At 70.3% G+C, this 14,623-nt stretch carries 19 protein-coding genes and 3 tRNA genes; 16 read left to right on the top strand and 6 right to left on the bottom strand.

The window, feature by feature from the left end; all coding sequences use genetic code 11:
- The first annotated feature begins 85 nt into the window (after positions 1–85).
- From ACFPCV_RS34920 to ACFPCV_RS34900, 5 genes are read left to right on the top strand one after another with little or no spacing between them, the layout of a single operon-like run.
- On the top strand, positions 86–556 hold the full coding sequence (locus tag ACFPCV_RS34920) for a hypothetical protein (RefSeq protein WP_378061362.1): 471 nt from the start codon (positions 86–88) through the stop codon (positions 554–556).
- A complete protein-coding gene (locus ACFPCV_RS34915; protein ID WP_378061360.1) occupies positions 556–1,755 on the top strand; it encodes a PPE domain-containing protein in 1,200 nt (399 codons plus the stop codon). The genes ACFPCV_RS34920 and ACFPCV_RS34915 overlap by 1 nt, the downstream gene beginning before the upstream one ends.
- A complete protein-coding gene (locus ACFPCV_RS34910) occupies positions 1,752–2,030 on the top strand; it encodes a hypothetical protein (RefSeq protein ID WP_378061358.1) in 279 nt (92 codons plus the stop codon). Before ACFPCV_RS34915 ends, ACFPCV_RS34910 begins: the two co-directional genes overlap by 4 nt.
- On the top strand, positions 2,024–2,776 hold the full coding sequence (locus ACFPCV_RS34905) for a hypothetical protein (protein WP_378061356.1): 753 nt from the start codon (positions 2,024–2,026) through the stop codon (positions 2,774–2,776). Before ACFPCV_RS34910 ends, ACFPCV_RS34905 begins: the two co-directional genes overlap by 7 nt.
- Positions 2,773–3,342, top strand: coding sequence for a hypothetical protein (locus tag ACFPCV_RS34900; RefSeq protein ID WP_378061355.1), 570 nt, complete (start codon positions 2,773–2,775; stop codon positions 3,340–3,342). The genes ACFPCV_RS34905 and ACFPCV_RS34900 overlap by 4 nt, the downstream gene beginning before the upstream one ends.
- On the opposite strand, the gene ACFPCV_RS34895 is transcribed toward ACFPCV_RS34900, so the two are convergent.
- Positions 3,315–4,184, bottom strand: coding sequence for a helix-turn-helix domain-containing protein (locus ACFPCV_RS34895; RefSeq protein WP_378061353.1), 870 nt, complete (start codon positions 4,182–4,184; stop codon positions 3,315–3,317). The genes ACFPCV_RS34900 and ACFPCV_RS34895 overlap by 28 nt on opposite strands.
- Positions 4,185–4,206: 22 nt before the next feature.
- Positions 4,207–5,409 carry a L,D-transpeptidase gene (locus tag ACFPCV_RS34890; RefSeq protein WP_378061351.1) on the bottom strand — a complete coding sequence of 401 codons (1,203 nt, stop codon included), beginning with the start codon at positions 5,407–5,409 and terminating at the stop codon, positions 4,207–4,209.
- Positions 5,410–5,767: 358 nt separating this feature from the next.
- Here ACFPCV_RS34890 and ACFPCV_RS34885 point away from each other — a divergent pair, with 358 nt between their 5' ends.
- On the top strand, positions 5,768–5,971 hold the full coding sequence (locus ACFPCV_RS34885; RefSeq protein ID WP_133905397.1) for a cold-shock protein: 204 nt from the start codon (positions 5,768–5,770) through the stop codon (positions 5,969–5,971).
- Between the two features lie 84 nt (positions 5,972–6,055).
- Here ACFPCV_RS34885 and ACFPCV_RS34880 read toward each other — a convergent pair whose 3' ends face one another.
- Positions 6,056–6,391 (bottom strand): hypothetical protein, encoded by a 336-nt coding sequence (locus tag ACFPCV_RS34880; RefSeq protein ID WP_378061349.1) that lies wholly within the window; start codon positions 6,389–6,391, stop codon positions 6,056–6,058.
- Positions 6,392–6,802: 411 nt separating this feature from the next.
- Complete coding sequence (locus tag ACFPCV_RS34875) at positions 6,803–7,015, bottom strand: heavy-metal-associated domain-containing protein (protein ID WP_378061716.1); 213 nt, start codon at positions 7,013–7,015, stop codon at positions 6,803–6,805.
- Positions 7,016–7,406: 391 nt separating this feature from the next.
- On the opposite strand from ACFPCV_RS34875, the gene ACFPCV_RS34870 reads away from it, so the two are divergent.
- The 4 genes from ACFPCV_RS34870 to ACFPCV_RS34855 all read left to right on the top strand — a co-directional run bounded on the left by ACFPCV_RS34870 (position 7,407) and on the right by ACFPCV_RS34855 (position 8,107).
- A complete protein-coding gene (locus tag ACFPCV_RS34870; RefSeq protein ID WP_378061347.1) occupies positions 7,407–7,655 on the top strand; it encodes a hypothetical protein in 249 nt (82 codons plus the stop codon).
- A 126-nt stretch (positions 7,656–7,781) separates the two neighbouring features.
- Positions 7,782–7,854: transfer RNA gene (locus ACFPCV_RS34865), tRNA-Glu, on the top strand.
- 23 nt (positions 7,855–7,877) lie between these two features.
- A tRNA-Asp gene (locus tag ACFPCV_RS34860) sits at positions 7,878–7,951 on the top strand.
- Positions 7,952–8,033: 82 nt separating this feature from the next.
- Positions 8,034–8,107: transfer RNA gene (locus tag ACFPCV_RS34855), tRNA-Phe, on the top strand.
- A 26-nt stretch (positions 8,108–8,133) separates the two neighbouring features.
- On the opposite strand, the gene ACFPCV_RS34850 is transcribed toward ACFPCV_RS34855, so the two are convergent.
- Positions 8,134–8,430 carry a tyrosine-type recombinase/integrase gene (locus tag ACFPCV_RS34850; protein ID WP_378061345.1) on the bottom strand — a complete coding sequence of 99 codons (297 nt, stop codon included), beginning with the start codon at positions 8,428–8,430 and terminating at the stop codon, positions 8,134–8,136.
- 69 nt (positions 8,431–8,499) lie between these two features.
- A complete protein-coding gene (locus ACFPCV_RS34845; protein ID WP_378061343.1) occupies positions 8,500–8,712 on the bottom strand; it encodes a type II toxin-antitoxin system HicB family antitoxin in 213 nt (70 codons plus the stop codon).
- 187 nt (positions 8,713–8,899) lie between these two features.
- Between ACFPCV_RS34845 and ACFPCV_RS34840 the strand changes: the two genes are divergently transcribed.
- The 6 genes from ACFPCV_RS34840 (at position 8,900) to ACFPCV_RS34815 (ending at position 14,622) form a co-directional block, all read left to right on the top strand.
- Positions 8,900–9,766, top strand: coding sequence for a hypothetical protein (locus ACFPCV_RS34840; RefSeq protein WP_378061341.1), 867 nt, complete (start codon positions 8,900–8,902; stop codon positions 9,764–9,766).
- A 54-nt stretch (positions 9,767–9,820) separates the two neighbouring features.
- Positions 9,821–10,243, top strand: a complete 423-nt coding sequence (locus tag ACFPCV_RS34835) for a PPOX class F420-dependent oxidoreductase (protein WP_378061340.1) — start codon at positions 9,821–9,823, stop codon at positions 10,241–10,243.
- 245 nt (positions 10,244–10,488) lie between these two features.
- Entirely contained in the window at positions 10,489–11,982 is a 1,494-nt protein-coding gene (locus ACFPCV_RS34830) for a sugar transferase (protein WP_378061338.1), read from the top strand.
- Positions 11,983–11,984: 2 nt separating this feature from the next.
- Positions 11,985–13,202 (top strand): class I SAM-dependent methyltransferase, encoded by a 1,218-nt coding sequence (locus tag ACFPCV_RS34825; protein WP_378061336.1) that lies wholly within the window; start codon positions 11,985–11,987, stop codon positions 13,200–13,202.
- Positions 13,199–13,981 (top strand): sugar phosphate nucleotidyltransferase, encoded by a 783-nt coding sequence (locus ACFPCV_RS34820; protein ID WP_378061334.1) that lies wholly within the window; start codon positions 13,199–13,201, stop codon positions 13,979–13,981. The genes ACFPCV_RS34825 and ACFPCV_RS34820 overlap by 4 nt, the downstream gene beginning before the upstream one ends.
- Positions 13,978–14,622 (top strand): PIG-L deacetylase family protein, encoded by a 645-nt coding sequence (locus tag ACFPCV_RS34815; RefSeq protein ID WP_378061332.1) that lies wholly within the window; start codon positions 13,978–13,980, stop codon positions 14,620–14,622. The genes ACFPCV_RS34820 and ACFPCV_RS34815 overlap by 4 nt, the downstream gene beginning before the upstream one ends.
- The last annotated feature ends 1 nt before the right edge of the window (position 14,623 follow it).

Here is a 14,623-nt window from a genome sequence, read left to right as displayed (position 1 = left end):
CACTCTGTGCTGGAATTGCTGTCCCCAGCCGGTCGCGACGGCCAGGCTGGTGCCCGGGACGGCAGGATCGGGGTGGAGGTAGCCCATGGCGGGCGATCGGATCGACAGTCTCACCGAGGCCAGGCGGCTGCGACGGGAGCACGGGGAAGAGGACGTCGCCTACTTCCTGCCGCGGGTGGCCTCCTTCGGCGACGTGCGGCACGGGGTCACGGGCGTCGGCATGGACGGCATCGAGGCCGACTTCGCCACGTTGCGCCAGGCGGAACGCGACCTCGCCGCCCTGCACGACGACCTGCTGGCCCAACTGAAGGACGCCGCGGAGCTGACCGGCCCGCTCGGCGACGGGACCAGCCCGGTGACCCGGCACATGCGCAAGGCATTCCTCGACCGCGCGGACCTCGACGGCGGGGTGCAGACCGCGCTGCTCGACTACATGGAGGAGCTGATCCTGGTCCGCACCGCGATCGTGGCGACGCTCGGCACCTACGAGGGTGTGGAGAACGACATGGTCGAACGGCTGCGCACCCAGGCCGCCCAGCTGGAGGAGCTCGCCTGATGGACGTGCCCGACGACTACGACCGCGACCGCCGTCACGAGACCTGGCGGGAGGTGCACGGCTGGTCGAAGCGGGCCAGGAAGCGCCGTGCCGACCTGCGCGACAAGCGCAGGCGCAACCGGGATCCGGGCCGGTTCGGCAAGGTCAACTGGGACGCCTACCAGCACGACCAGCTGTTCGACATGATCATGCGCGCGAACGTCGGGGAGATGGCGACGCGGGCCGGGCAGTGGAGCTCGCTCGCGGGCAAGATCGAGGCGACCACCGGTGACGTGCAGCGCGTGATGGAACGCGTGATGGGTGCGTGGCACGGCCAGGCCGCGGTCAGCTCGGCCGCGTCGAACTCGCGGCTCATGGCGTGGGCGGGCACCGCGAGCCAGACCGCGAGCCGCATCGCCGATGGCATGTCCTCCTACACCGACGCGGTCGGCCGCGCCCAGTCGCACATGCCGGACCCGGCGTTCGCCACCGCGGAACGCAACTTCCGCGACGGCTACACCGTCACCAGCACGGGCGGCCCGAGCACCGCGGTCCTGCTGAAGCAGCTCCTGTCCGACGGCCTGGTCAGCCACGAGCAGGCCCGCGCCCGCAAGGCCGAGGCCGTGCAGGTCATGGAGGCCTACGAGGCGCAGTCCAGGGACGTCCACGACACGATGCCGCACTTCACCGACGCGACCCCGACGACCAACCAGGACGTCGGGCCCGGGCCCTCACCGGCTCCCGAACCCGCACCCGATCCGGCGCCGCGCCCGAACCCCGGCCCCACCGCCCCGCCGCCGGGCCACCCGGCTCCGCCGCCGCCAGCGTCCGGCGTGGGCGGCAACTCGTCCACCGCGGCCGCGAGCTTCGGAAACCCGGCACTTAGTGGCGGCCCCGGCGGCGGCCCCGGCGGCACCGGCTACGGCGGCGGGGTCGGCAGCCTCGGCTCCGGCGGGTCCGACATCGTGCGCAACTCACCCGGCTACGGCGGCCCCGGCGGCCTCTCCGGGGTCGGCCCGACGCCGGGCCGGGGCCCCGCGGGCGCGGCAGGCGTGGCGAACGCCGCGCGGGGTGCGGGCGGGCCGGGCGCGTTCGGCGGCATGCCGTTCGGCCACGGCGCGCAGGGCGAGGAGGACAAGGAGCACCGCAACAAGTACGACCAGGGCATGGACTTCCTCGACGACCTGCCGCCCGCCTACCCGTCGGTGTTCGGGGCGTGACCGGCTTCGCGGCCGACCTGCCCGGCATCGCCGCCGCGCAGTCGGCGCTGCGTGCCGCGGCCGACGACCTGGACGTGCCGTTCGCACCGGCCGGTGACGTCGGCCCCGGCAGGCTGGCCGCGGTCGTCGGCGCGCTGCTCGCCGCCGCGGAGTCCGACGTGGCACGGGCCCGCGCGGCGGTCACCGCTCTGGCCGACGACGTGGGCCGGGCGCGGGAGACGTACACGGCGCTGGACAGCGAGGCGGCGAGCCGGTTCGATCAGGGCCCGTGGTGACCTACCGGGGACTTGGCTTCGACCCCACGCCCGGCAGTGTGGACGCGGTCGCGCAGACGGTCGCGCAGCTGCGGGCGGCGGTGGACGCGCTCGCGTCGGTGCCACCCGCCGTGCGCACCGCGGCCCGGCACGCCGCGTCCTGGCAGGGCGCGGCAGCGGACGCGTTCCGCGCGCAGGTGCCATCGGCGGACGTCGGCAGGCTGCGGGCCGCGATCCCCGTGCTGGAGCAGTGGGCGGAGACGCTGGCCGCGAACAAGCGGCGCACCGAGGACCTGGACGCGCGAGCCCGCCGGGCCCGCCGCGCGGTCGACGACGCCCGCGACGCCCTGCAGGACAAGCAGAACGCGCTGGACCTCGCGTCCACCCCGGCCGCGGCGGCGAGCGCGAGCGTCGAGGTCGCCGCGGCGACCGACCGGGTCGCCACGGCGGAGGCGGCGCTGCGGGCGGTGCTGTCGGAGGCGGAGGAGCTGGCGCGCACCCACCTGCGCGCCGCCGACGAGGCAGCCGCCGTCCTGGACACCGGCACCGCGCCGGATGGCGACCGGCAGGCGATCCGCGCGCTGGCCGGTGTGCTGCACCGGTCGTCCCGCGTGTCGGCGTCGCTGGCCGCGCTGGTCACCCCCGGCACGTTCACCACGCCACCAGAAGGCGGGCCCGCGGTCGTCGCCGCGCGGCCGTTCCGTGACACCGTCCGTGGCACCGGTGAGCTGATGGTGCTCGGCGAGACCCCGCTGAGCGGGTCGTGAAGCTCGCCGCCATCCCGGGGATCACCCCGGTGCCGATGCGTTCGGTGGACGCGACGACGACCGCGCTGACCGAGCTGCTCGTGTCCGTGCGCGGCCCGGAGTCGGCGCACGACCCGGGTGTCGCGCTCGCCGCGCGGGACGCGGCCGAGCTGGCGCACGAGAACGGCGCGGGCCTGGTCGCCGTGGTGTCCCACGCGGACGCCGACCCGGCGATCCTCGTCGGCATGGTCGTCATGGCCGACACCCCGCTCGGTCCGGACGCGGCGGCCGAGCTGGCGCGGCACCTGTCCGACGGGGACGGGCAGGACATCCGCGAGGTCACGTCGTCGACGACCACGCGCGGCTACCCGGTGGTGATCGCCGAACGCGTCCTGCTGGCCGGTCCGCCGACCGCGGGCGCCCAGCTGCAGGCTGTGGTCATCGAGCCGGACAGCCGCAGGATGGCCGTGTTCACGCTGCATTCCACGACGGGGCGGGGCTGGCTGGAACTGGCGACCGTGCTGGGGCAGCTCGTGTCGTCGGTGGATTTCGCCGGAACTCATTCGGCGAGCAGTTTGTCCCGGTAGTCCCTTGGTGTTTCCCCGACCACCTTCCGGAAAGTCCGGGAAAAGTGTGCCGCGTTGGCGAAGCCGCATTGTTTGGAGATCTCCCCGATGCCGCGCTTGGCGTGTGCCGGATCGCCGAGTAGTTCTTTGGCGCGGTCGATCCGCAACTGCCGGATCCGGCCGGAAACGCCGTCCCCGTCGTCGAACAACTGGTACAGCCGCCGCCGCGAGATGAACAGCGCTTCCGCGATCCGTTCTGCGGTCAGCGCGGGGTCGGACAGGTGTTCCCTGATATGGGCCACGGCGTCGCGGCGGCGGATGGCGATCGCGTCCGCACGGTTCAGCTCGGTGCGCAACGCGCTGCGCAGCACCAGCTCCGCGAGCCCGGTCAGGTACGGCTTGATCCCGTGTGGGTCAAGGGAGTCCGACACGACGAGCAGGTGTGACACGGCCGCCGCGAACAACGTCTGCAGTGACCGGTCCAGCGGGACCGGCCGGAACATCAGCGGCCGCAGCTCCGCGAAACTGATCGACAGCTTCGCGGTCGAGACGGTCAGCAGGACGGTCCCACTGCGACCGGCGGGCCGCGCCCGCAGCGCGCATTCCGGGAAACTCAGGCTGACCCCGCGCGTTGGCACGTACTTCGGCAGGGAAGCACGCATCACCAGCTGGATCTGTGCCGGTTCCCGCGCGGGCGCCGAGGGCGCGTCGATCGCCATCCGCGCGGCGCTCGCCCCGGACGAGCGGACGACGAGATATCCGGCGGCCACGTCCTCCTCGCCGGTGTTCCCGTCGTCGTCGCCGGCCCGCGCCTCGGTGCGCAGAGCCGACGACAACGTCGTGAACACTCGCGGAGTGGCCATGGGGCCAACCCTAGAAGAAAACTCACACGGCGGACTTGCCCAGCCACTGGTCCCAGGTCAGCGCCCAGTCGTGGTAGTCGCCGTCCTCCGGGCCGAGTTGCTCGGTGCTGCCGACGACCTCGACCGGGTCGCCGGTCATCGCGCTGTCGAAGTAGATCTTCGCGTTGGCCGGGGCCAGGTTCACGCAGCCGTGCGACACGTTCTGCTTGCCCTGCGCCCAGATGGACGGCGCGTACCCGTGGATGAACTCGCCGTTGTTGGAGATCCGGACCGCCCACGGCACGACCACGTTCTCGTAGTTGTACTTCGGGTTGGTCATCGAGTACGACTCGTGCTTGGACATCACCACGTGCGTGCCGCTGTGCGTCACGCGGCCGGGGTCGGACTCCAGCCCGTAGCTCGCCGGGAAGTCCGCGACCTGCACGCCGTCGCGGATGACCACGAGCCGGTGCGTCCGGGTGTCGGCCTTGACGATCTGCGAGCGGCCGATGGTGAAGTGCACGGTGCGGTCCTCGGCGCCGTACGTGCCGTCGCCGAACGGGGTGCCGTACAGCTTCGCCACCATGTTCACCTTCGTGCCGGGTGCCCAGTACGTCTTGGGCCGCCAGTGCGCGGTGCGGTCGTCGAGCCACGCCCACGCGCCCTCGGTCGGCACGGACGTGGTGACGGTCATGACCTTCTGCACGGCGGCCTTGTCGGTGACGGCGCGGTCGAACTTCACGGCGATCGGCATCGCGATCCCGTAGGTCCTGCCGTCGCCGACGTTCAGCGACGCGTCGACCTGCCGGGCGGGCGTGACCGTGGTGAAGGAACCCGAGATCGGTGCCGTCCTGCCGTCGGTGCCCCGCGCGGTGCCCGCCCACGTGTAGGTCTTGCCGTAGCCCAGCGGCTCACCGACCGACCAGGACGTCCTGTCCGCCGACAGCTCGCCGATGACCTGCTTGCCGGTCGGGTTGGTGAGCGTCAGCTCCTCGATGGTGCCGTCGGCAACGCTCACCTTCACCGGCGCCACCGGCGAGACGTCGGCCGCGCCGGACACCGGTTCGAGCGTGATCTTCGCCGGCGGCTTGGGTGCCGCCTGCCCCGCGGGAGCGTCCGAGGACGTCTGCGTCCCCCGCGGGCTCGCCGCGTCGTCGCCGGAACTGCAGGCCGTCATCCCCAGGACGGCCACGATGCCGATTGCCAGTGCGGCTCTCGGTACCCACCGAGACCACCGTCCACCCATTGGTTCCCCCTGTTCCCGCTGCCGCGTCGTGCTCACACCTGTTTCGACGCCTCTGGGTGGATCTGCGTTGGCTCGTTCGTATGTGATGCAGATCACGTGCGTCCACTCGGCCGTATCCAGCGACTATCGATCCGGAGGTGTAATCAGCCGTGTGCAAGTAGTAGTGCCGAGCGTGTTCGTCGCGCTACGCTCTGCCGCGCAGGCCGTTGGTAGTTTCTGTGTTCGTGCTGTACACGCTCGCGGAACGACAAACGCGGGCGTGCCGCTTGTCCGTCGGAAAGTCGGCGGAGGAACGCCCGAGGGGCTGCCGGGGTTGCACGGCGTAACCCCATGCTGATCCTGCGATGGAGGCAGGCGGATGGCACAGGGCACGGTGAAGTGGTTCAACTCCGAGAAGGGCTTCGGCTTCATCGCCGTCGACGAGGGCGGCGACGACGTCTTCGTGCACTACTCGGAAATCCAGGGCAAGGGCTTCCGCACTCTGGAAGAGAACCAGCGTGTCGAGTTCGAGGTCGGTCAGGGCACGAAAGGCCCCCAGGCGACGAACGTACGCGCACTGTAGGTAGCTCAGCGACGAAGGGGCCCCGGTCGGGTGCGACCGGGGCCCTTCGTATTGCTCGTGTGGTTGTCGGGGCTTGCGGTTGGTTCAGCGGCGGGGAAGCTGCTGCGCCTCCCACTCGAGGCGCTGCATGACCCATTCCTGGGCGAGCGCGAGCGGGGAGGTCTGGTTGTGTGCAGCGATCTCCTTGAGCTGCTCGTTCGCCATCAGCGACAGGCGCAGCTGGTAGACCTGCGACCCGCCGAACCGGCGGCCGGAGCCGGTCGTCTCCGGGTCGCCCTCGGGGGAAAGGGCGGCCAGGTACGACTCCAGGTCGTGGTCAGGGAGGGACTCGCCCTGCTCCACCTCGGTGCGATGGCGCCCGGCGTTGGCGGGGTCCGCCGCTGCCTTGGCGCTTGGTCGACTACGTCCAGTGAAAAGCACCAGAGGAGGATAACGAATGGATTGCGGTCTCACCAGCAAAGCAACCAAAATCACTGGTAAGGGTTGCGTCACTCTGGGTATTTGTGCTGCGTGAGCCAGGTGCGGACATGGAGAGGCCCCCGCGCCAGGGGGAGGAACGCGGGGGCCGGAGGGGATCTCCACAGGCGCTGACCGGGGGTGTGTCAGCGATTCGATTGTTGCACGCGCACGCGCCTCGTGCGAGAGGGCGAAGGTGAAAAATTCTAGGGAAATATTCACCTGTTGTTCGCCGCCACGATGAACTCTCCACCCGAGGGCCCGGTGACCAGCGCGGACGCCGGGCCCGTCGGACACAAGCTCCGCCAAGGAGGAGGTTCGCCCGGCCGGGGCGGTTTCTTGTGGACCGATCCCGATGGTGGAGCGGCAAACGTTTCAGTCCGTCAGCCGGTGACCGGTCTCGGCCAACGCCGCCGCCACGCGCGGACGGCTGAGCTCGTCGGCGCTCGTGATCGTCACCGCGCCTGTGGTCAGGTTCACATCCACGTCGGTGACGTGGTCGAGCGCGGACAGCTCCTCGGTGACGGAGCTGGCGCAGTGGTCGCAGGTCATGCCGGCGACCCGGTACACGTTGTAGATCGTGTGCATGGGCACTGGTCTCTGCTTCCTTTCTCGTACGGCCTCCCCACTCAAGTCCTTCGACTGACGGCAGGTCGCGCTTGAGGGACCGGGTGTCCCCCACATGGGTCGCCTTGTCCGAAATGCCTTTGCTGCTGGTCGCGGCGGGAATGCAGGCAGATCGATCGGGGGACCTCGATCAGCGCGCCCACTCAGGCGGGGGCAGCAGGTGGTGATCAGTGATCGGATGGGGCCATTCGAGTGACCCGGCGGTGGTGATCACGAGCACTGTTCGTCGCGCGAGGGCCCAGGAGCCGCCCGCGACTACTTTCCGTGGGGGGCGGATTCACTCCTCGGGGGGCTGTGGTAAGTGGTCCGCGTCTCATAGCCTTCCCCGAAACCTGATGGTCGGGGAGGCGACATGAGTGGCCCAGTCGAAGTTCGCGACTTCCTGTTGCAGCACGAGTCCAAGGACACCGCTCTCAATTTCAGCACCGGCGGTGTGCCTGCCCAGCGGAACGGCGACACCTCACGTGTGTCCGACGAGCAAGTGCACCGAGCACAGCTCGCGGTGGCCCGCGGCGCCCAGAGCGTCGAGGACTGCCGGGAACTGCTGGACATGCTGGGCCTGGTGCCCGGAGAGGACGGGATCCCACCGGTTCGCCGCTGACGACGTCGACCGGCCGGCACGCGGTTCGCCGGCCGGTTGTCGCAGCTAGGAGGGTGTTCGGAGACCCGCTTTGTAGGTGCCCGGAGGCGTGTCATATGCTTTCGATGCTCCAAGCGGGCAGCCCGGGCTCCCATCGTCTAGCGGCCTAGGACTCCGCCCTTTCAAGGCGGCAGCGCGGGTTCGAATCCCGTTGGGAGCACGCTGTACCGTTGTAACAAGCAAGGCCCTGTGGCGCAGTTGGTTAGCGCGTCGCCCTGTCACGGCGAAGGTCGCGGGTTCGAGTCCCGTCAGGGTCGCGGAAGTTCCGGGGTATCCCGGAACTTCTGAGCCAGTGTGGTCCCTGCCTCGGTTGGGGTGGTGGGCCACTTTGGTTTTTCTGGCCAGGTAGCTCAGTTGGTATGAGCGACCGCCTGAAAAGCGGTAGGTCGGCGGTTCGATCCCGCCCCTGGCCACAAGCACAAACGGCCCCCGGCGAAGATCACCGGGGGCTGTCGGGTCTCTTCGGGGTCTCAGTTGCCCTCCCAGAGGAAGTCGTTGAGACTTCTCGCGATGTTGCCCCCCGCAGGACTGCCGTGACATGCCGGTAGCGCTTTGCCATGCTGCTGTTCGGCCAGCCCACGAACTCCATCGCGGCCCGTTCGGGCACCTCCAGGAGCAGCAGCACCGTGGCGGCGGTGTGCCGAGGTCTGTGGTGGTCCTTCTCATCGCCGGTAGGCGAGGCGCCGACTGCACGGCACGGGTGCCAGGCGTCCGCTGGGGGCGGGACGAACAGCATCTGACCAGCTTCAGAGAAGCTGTTGAGGTGATCCTGGCTTGGCGACCGGCAGGTCCGACAGAACTGGACTCACGCTGCGCCAGTCACCTCGAACGATGTGACCCAAGGCCTGGCGGTGGGGTGCGGGTCCTCCACCTCGTCGAGGTACAGGCCAACCGCCTCTGACAGGTTGGCTACGGCTTCGTCGATGGTGTGACCCTGACTGGCTACGTCGGCTTCGAGGCATTGAGCGACGAACCAGTCGTCCTCTTGGTGGACGGCGGCAGTGAAGACCTGGGACATGGCACCAAGGGTAGATGGAACACCCCAGGCTGTCCGACGGAAGTGCTACGTCGTCCGCGTGGTCGGCTCGTTGTCGTCGGCTGGGCCGTCGGGGAGCTGTCCGGGACGGCCACCGATGGCGGGGGGGGGGTGGCGGTATGCCATCGACAACCCGCACGGGGTCGGGTGGAGCCGCTAGTGTGCGCGCGTGCGCACCACCTTTGGCACCATCCTCGTTCTGCTCGGTTGCCTGCTCGCCGCGCCGGCCGTGGCGGCCTACGCGCTCGTCGGGGAGGTGACCGACCGGCAGCGGTACCTCGACGCGGTCGAACCGCTCGCCGACGATCCCGAGATCCAGGCGTCCGTCACCGAGCAGATCAACGCGGCCCTCGCGGGCAAGGTGCCGGAGTCGGCGCGGTCGCTGGTCGACCAGAGCGTTGCCTCGTTCGTCAGGAGCGACCAGTTCCGGCAGCTCTGGATCTCCGTGAACCAGGAGGCCCACCCCGAGGTGCTCGCCATGCTGCGGGGTGAGGAGGGCGGCAGCCTCAGCGTCCAGGGTGACGCGATCGTGCTGGACCTCGGTGACGTCGCCGCCCAGCTGCGGGAGCGGATGACCACCGAGGGGGTGCCCTTCGCGGAGCAGATCCCGCCGATCGACGCGTCCGTCGAGCTGATCTCGCGGCCCGCGGTGCGGCAGCTGGTGCCCGCGTTCGACCTGCTCGAGACGCTCAGCGTGGTGCTGCCGATCGTGACGTTGCTCCTGCTCGTCGGCGGGGTGCTGATCGCGGCGCGGCGGGGGCGGGTGCTGATCGTCGGCGGCATCGGGCTCGTCGTGACGATGTTGCTGCTCGTGCTGTTCCAGTTCGTCGCCCGCAGCGAGGTGACCGCGCGCAGTCCCCGGCCGGAGCTGGCCGGCGCCTTCTACGACGCGCTGACGAGCCAGGTCATGACCATCGCGTGGATCGCGTGCGGGGTCGGCGGGGTCGCCGTGATCGTCGGCGGGATCGCCTCGGCCGCGCGGTCGAGGCGGGCGGCGTCGCCACCGCCGCGGCGGCGGGCGTCCTTCTCGCGCTGACCTGTCGATCCCGGCCCGCTCCACTCGTGTGGTACCCGACGAGAGGAGACATCTGTGTTCAGCCGCGAGGAACTCGACTACCTGCGTTCGCAGCCGTTGGCCCGGCTCGCCACCCTCAACGCCGGGGAGCGGCCCGACGTCGTGCCCGTCGCCTTCGAGGTCGACGAGACCGGGTTCTGGGTCGGCGGCGGCGCCACGGTCGGCGGCACCCGCAAGATCCGCAACGTCGTCGCCGGGCGGCGGCGGGTCGCGCTCGTCGTCGACGACCTCGTGTCGATGGACCCGTTCGTCGCGCGAGGGGTGCGGGTGTACGGGACCGCGGGCGAGCCGGTGGCGCGGACCGGGCTCGTCGGACCGGGGACCTACGTGCGGATCACCGCCGAGGTGTCGTGGAGCTGGAACCTCGACGGGCGGCCCGCGGGGGACGAGTGGTACGGGATGGCGCGAACGGAGCATTCCGCCCACCGACAATTGTGAAACTGGGCTGGTCACCTGGGTTACCCGACCGATAACAAACCGTGAGCAGTTGTTCGTCACAGTGGAACGACTCACTGTGCGTGTAACGGCGCCCCGGTTCCGAGCGAATCAGTGAACGCGACCTCGGGGCGGCAGGGGCAATCCGAATCGTTGGGTCGCAACGACATTCGGCCATTCGCGGGCTTTCGGGGACGCCCAGACAACCCGCCGTACGCGCGTGCGCGCAGACGGCTGGGGGGACCACGATGCGTGACCAGTTAGGCGCCCCACGGCGGAGACCGGTGATCCTGCGGGGCCTGTCTGCCAACCGCCGACTCCCGCAGGAACCGTCCCGGCCACCCGTCGGCGGGTGGGAGCCCCGGTATCGCCGGTACGTGATCACCAGTGACGTACTGGTCACGATCCTCTCCGCGGTCGCCGTCGGCGGGCTGCTCAGCGTCGGCGGGGCGGCGCTGTTCAAGGACCTCACGCTCGGCTTCCTCTCCGTCGTCTCCGTCATCTGTTCGCTCGCCGTGAACCGGGCCTGGCATCCGACCGTCCTCGGCCAGGGCGCCGAGGAATACGTGCGTCTCAGCCGCGGCATGTTCGCCGGCGCGGTCGCGCTCGGGCTCGCGGGCCTCGCCACCGGGGTCGTGTCGACCCGGCCGTGGGTGTTCATCGTCATCCCGGCCACCGCCGTGGTCGCGTTGCTGGCCCGCTACCTGCTGCGCCAGCTCCTGCACCGGTTGCGCTACGAGGGCGAGTGCCTGCTGCCCGTGATGGCCGCGGGCGGCGTCGACACCGTCCGGGACCTCATCGCCCGCACCAAGGCCGCCCCGCACGTCGGGTGGCGCGTCGACGCGATCTGCACCGTCGACGGCGAGGGTGACAGCGGCATGGAGGTCGACGGCGTCTCCGTCATCGGCACCCTCGACGAGCTCGCCGACCACGTCCGCCGGGGCGGCTACCGCATCGTCGCGATCACCGCCGACCCGTACTGGACGCCCCGCAGGCTGCAGCAGCTCGCCTGGAAGCTGGAGGGCAGCGGCGCGGAGATGGTGGTGGCGCCGACGTTGATGGAGGTCGCCGGGCCGCGGCTGCACGTGTCCGGTGTGCTCGGCATGCCGTTGTTGCGGGTCAGCGCGCCCGCGTTCACCGGGGTCCGCCGTTTCGTGAAGGGCGTGGTCGACCGGATCGGCGCGGTCCTGCTGCTGACGGTGGGCCTGCCGGTGATGGCGTTCGCCGCGGCCGCGGTCGCCGTCGACAGCCGGGGCGGGGTGTTCTACAAGCAGCGCCGGGTCGGCAAGGACGGCAAGGAGTTCACGATCCTCAAGTTCCGCACGATGGTGCGGGACGCGGACCGGATCAAGAAGGACCTCGCGGACGCCAACGAGGGCGCCGGGGTCCTGTTCAAGATGCGCCGCGACCCGAGGGTGACCAGGGTCGGCGCGGTGCTGCGGCGGTACTCGATCGACGAGCTGCCGCAGCTGTTCAACGTGCTCACCGGCGCCATGTCGCTGGTGGGGCCTCGCCCGCCGCTGCCGGAGGAGAGCGCCCGCTACGAGGCGGATGTGCGGCGGCGGCTGCTGGTGAAACCGGGTCTGACCGGTTTGTGGCAGGTCAGCGGACGCAGTGACCTGCCGTGGGAGGAGGCGGTCCGGCTGGACCTGCGGTACGTGGAGGACTGGTCACTCGCGCTCGACGCGATGATCCTGTGGAAGACCTTCCGGGCTGTGCTCGGTGGTCAGGGGGCTTACTAGACATGACATGCCGTTTGTGTGGCTCGGGCAACCTCGCCAGCGTTGTCGACCTCGGTGCCACTCCACCCTGTGAGCTGTTCCTGTCGGCCGATGCGGTCGACGAACCCGAGATGACCTACCCGCTGCACCTGCGGTTGTGCACGGAGTGCCTGCTGGCGCAGCTGCCGCCGCTGATCACCCCGGAGGAGACGTTCACCGAGTACGCGTACTTCTCGTCGTACTCCGACTCCTGGGTGCGCCACGCCAAGGACTTCGTCGACGCGCAGGTCGCGCGGATCGACCCGGGGTTCGTGGTCGAGGTCGCGTCCAACGACGGTTACCTGTTGCAGCACGTGGTCGCGCGTGGCATCCGCTGCCTCGGTGTCGAGCCGTCGGTGAACGTGGGCGAGGCGGCGCGGGACAAGGGCGTGCCGACGCTGACCGCGTTCCTGTCGCCGGAGACGGGGCAGGCGGTCCGCGACGAGCACGGCCCGGCCGACCTGGTGGTCGCCAACAACGTGTACGCCCACATCCCCGACGTCGTCGGCTTCACCAGGGGCCTGCGGGCGCTGGTCGCCGACGACGGCTGGGTGTCGATCGAGGTGCAGCACCTGCTGACGCTGATCGAGCACAACCAGTACGACACGATCTACCACGAGCACTTCCAGTACTACACGGTCGCGTCCGCGCAGCGTGCGCTCGCGAGCGGCGGTCTGTCGCTTGTGGACGTCGAGCTGGTGCCGACGCACGGCGGCTCGATCCGCCTGCTGGCCCAGCCCGCCGAGCGCGCGGGCGAGCCGACCCAGCGGGTCACCGACGTCCTCGCCAGGGAGAAGGCCGCGGGCCTGCACGAGCTGGCGGGCTACACCGAGTTCGCCCAGCGGGTGGCGAAGGTGCGCCGCGACCTGCTGCGCTTCCTGGTGGACGCGGTCGACGCGGGCAGGACCGTCGTCGGCTACGGCGCGCCGGGCAAGGGCAACACGCTGCTCAACCACTGCGGCATCCGCCCGGACCTGCTCCAGTACACAGTGGACCGCAATCCGTACAAGCACGGCCGGTACACGCCCGGCACGCGGATCCCGGTCCTGCCGCCGGAGCAGATCGCGGTGGACCGGCCGGACTACGTGCTCGTGCTGCCGTGGAACCTGCGCAAGGAGCTGACCGCCCAACTGTCCTATGTGGGCGACTGGGGCGGGAAGCTCGTCTTCCCCATTCCGCACCTGGAGATCGTCGAGCCATGAAGGTAGTTCTGTTCTGCGGCGGCTACGGCATGCGGATGCGCAACGGTGCCGCCGACGACGTGCCCAAGCCGATGGCGATGGTCGGCCCGCGTCCGCTGATCTGGCACGTGATGCGCTACTACGCCCATTTCGGGCACACGGAGTTCATCCTGTGCCTCGGCTACGGCGCGCATCACATCAAGCGGTTCTTCCTCGAGTACGAGGAGACCACCTCCAACGACTTCGTCCTCCGTGGCGGCAGGCCGGAGCTGCTGTCCACCGACATCGCCGACTGGACGATCACGTTCGCCCAGACCGGTGTCGAGTCGGCCATCGGCGAGCGGCTGCGCCGGGTCCGGGACCACCTCGACGGCGACGAGATGTTCCTCGCCAACTACGCCGACGTGCTCACCGACGCCCCGCTGCCCGCGATGATCGACCGTTTCGCGGACTCCGACGCGGGCGCGTCGATGATGGTCGTGCCGCCGCAGTCGTCGTTCCACTGTGTGGAGATGGGCACCGACGGCATGGTGGGCGCGATCACCGCGGTCAGCGAGATGCCGCTGTGGGAGAACGGCGGCTACTTCGTGCTGCGCCAGGAGGTCTTCGACCACATCCCGGAGGGCGGCGACCTGGTCGCCGACGGTTGCGGTGAGCTGGCCAAGCGCGGGCGGCTGCTCGCCTACCCGTACCGCGGCTTCTGGCAGCCGACCGACACGGTCAAGGAACGCACCATGCTCGACGACGGCTACACGCGCGGCGTCCGCCCATGGGCGCTGTGGGAGCGGGTGCCGGCGTGATCGGTCTCGGCGCGCGCGTGGCGAAGGTGGTCGCGCTGGGGGCGCACTGCGACGACATCGCGATCGGCGCGGGCGGCACACTGCTCACGTTGTGCCGGGCCAACCCCGGTCTGCGGGTCGACGCGCTCGTGCTGTCCGGCGGCGGCACGGACCGCGAGAACGAGGAGCGGGAAGCGCTGCGCGCGTTCTGCCCAGGCGCGGAGCTGGACGTGACCGTGCACAAGCTCCCCGACGGCCGCCTCCCGGCGCACTGGGACGAGGCCAAGTCCGCGCTGGAGGAGCTGCGTGCGCACACCGACCCGGACCTGGTCCTCGCGCCCCGCACGGAGGACGCGCACCAGGACCACCGCGGCCTCGCACGGCTGGTGCCGACGGTCTACCGGAACCACCTGGTGCTGGGCTACGAGATCGTCAAGTGGGACGCCGACCTCGGCCGCCCCACCGCCTACCAGCCGCTGACGGCGCAGACCGCCGAGAAAAAGGTGGCGCTGCTGCAACAGCACTACCCCTCGCAGCGACACCGTCCCTGGTATGACCGGGAAGCCTTCCTCGGGCTCGCGCGCATCCGCGGCATCGAATGCCACGCGCGGTACGCGGAGGCGTTCTCGGTGCACAAGCTGACACTCGATTGGGAGGGCTAGC

Source organism: Actinophytocola glycyrrhizae, from assembly GCF_042653545.1.
GTDB classification, from domain to species: domain Bacteria; phylum Actinomycetota; class Actinomycetes; order Mycobacteriales; family Pseudonocardiaceae; genus Actinophytocola; species Actinophytocola glycyrrhizae.
Note: the sequence above shows the minus strand (reverse complement) of the source record. Positions and strands in the feature narration are given on the sequence as shown.

Bases quoted from the DNA above. Each gene is read 5' to 3' on its own strand.
- ACFPCV_RS34850 (WP_378061345.1), bottom strand. From the start codon at position 8,430: ATGCTGTTCGTCCCGCCCCCAGCGGACGCCTGGCACCCGTGCCGTGCA.
- ACFPCV_RS34890 (WP_378061351.1), bottom strand. From the start codon at position 5,409: ATGGGTGGACGGTGGTCTCGGTGGGTACCGAGAGCCGCACTGGCAATC.
- ACFPCV_RS34820 (WP_378061334.1), top strand. From the start codon at position 13,199: ATGAAGGTAGTTCTGTTCTGCGGCGGCTACGGCATGCGGATGCGCAAC.
- ACFPCV_RS34885 (WP_133905397.1), top strand. From the start codon at position 5,768: ATGGCACAGGGCACGGTGAAGTGGTTCAACTCCGAGAAGGGCTTCGGC.
- ACFPCV_RS34825 (WP_378061336.1), top strand. From the start codon at position 11,985: ATGACATGCCGTTTGTGTGGCTCGGGCAACCTCGCCAGCGTTGTCGAC.
- ACFPCV_RS34870 (WP_378061347.1), top strand. From the start codon at position 7,407: ATGAGTGGCCCAGTCGAAGTTCGCGACTTCCTGTTGCAGCACGAGTCC.
- ACFPCV_RS34830 (WP_378061338.1), top strand. From the start codon at position 10,489: ATGCGTGACCAGTTAGGCGCCCCACGGCGGAGACCGGTGATCCTGCGG.
- ACFPCV_RS34920 (WP_378061362.1), top strand. From the start codon at position 86: ATGGCGGGCGATCGGATCGACAGTCTCACCGAGGCCAGGCGGCTGCGA.
- ACFPCV_RS34915 (WP_378061360.1), top strand. From the start codon at position 556: ATGGACGTGCCCGACGACTACGACCGCGACCGCCGTCACGAGACCTGG.
- ACFPCV_RS34895 (WP_378061353.1), bottom strand. From the start codon at position 4,184: ATGGCCACTCCGCGAGTGTTCACGACGTTGTCGTCGGCTCTGCGCACC.
- ACFPCV_RS34845 (WP_378061343.1), bottom strand. From the start codon at position 8,712: ATGTCCCAGGTCTTCACTGCCGCCGTCCACCAAGAGGACGACTGGTTC.
- ACFPCV_RS34875 (WP_378061716.1), bottom strand. From the start codon at position 7,015: ATGCACACGATCTACAACGTGTACCGGGTCGCCGGCATGACCTGCGAC.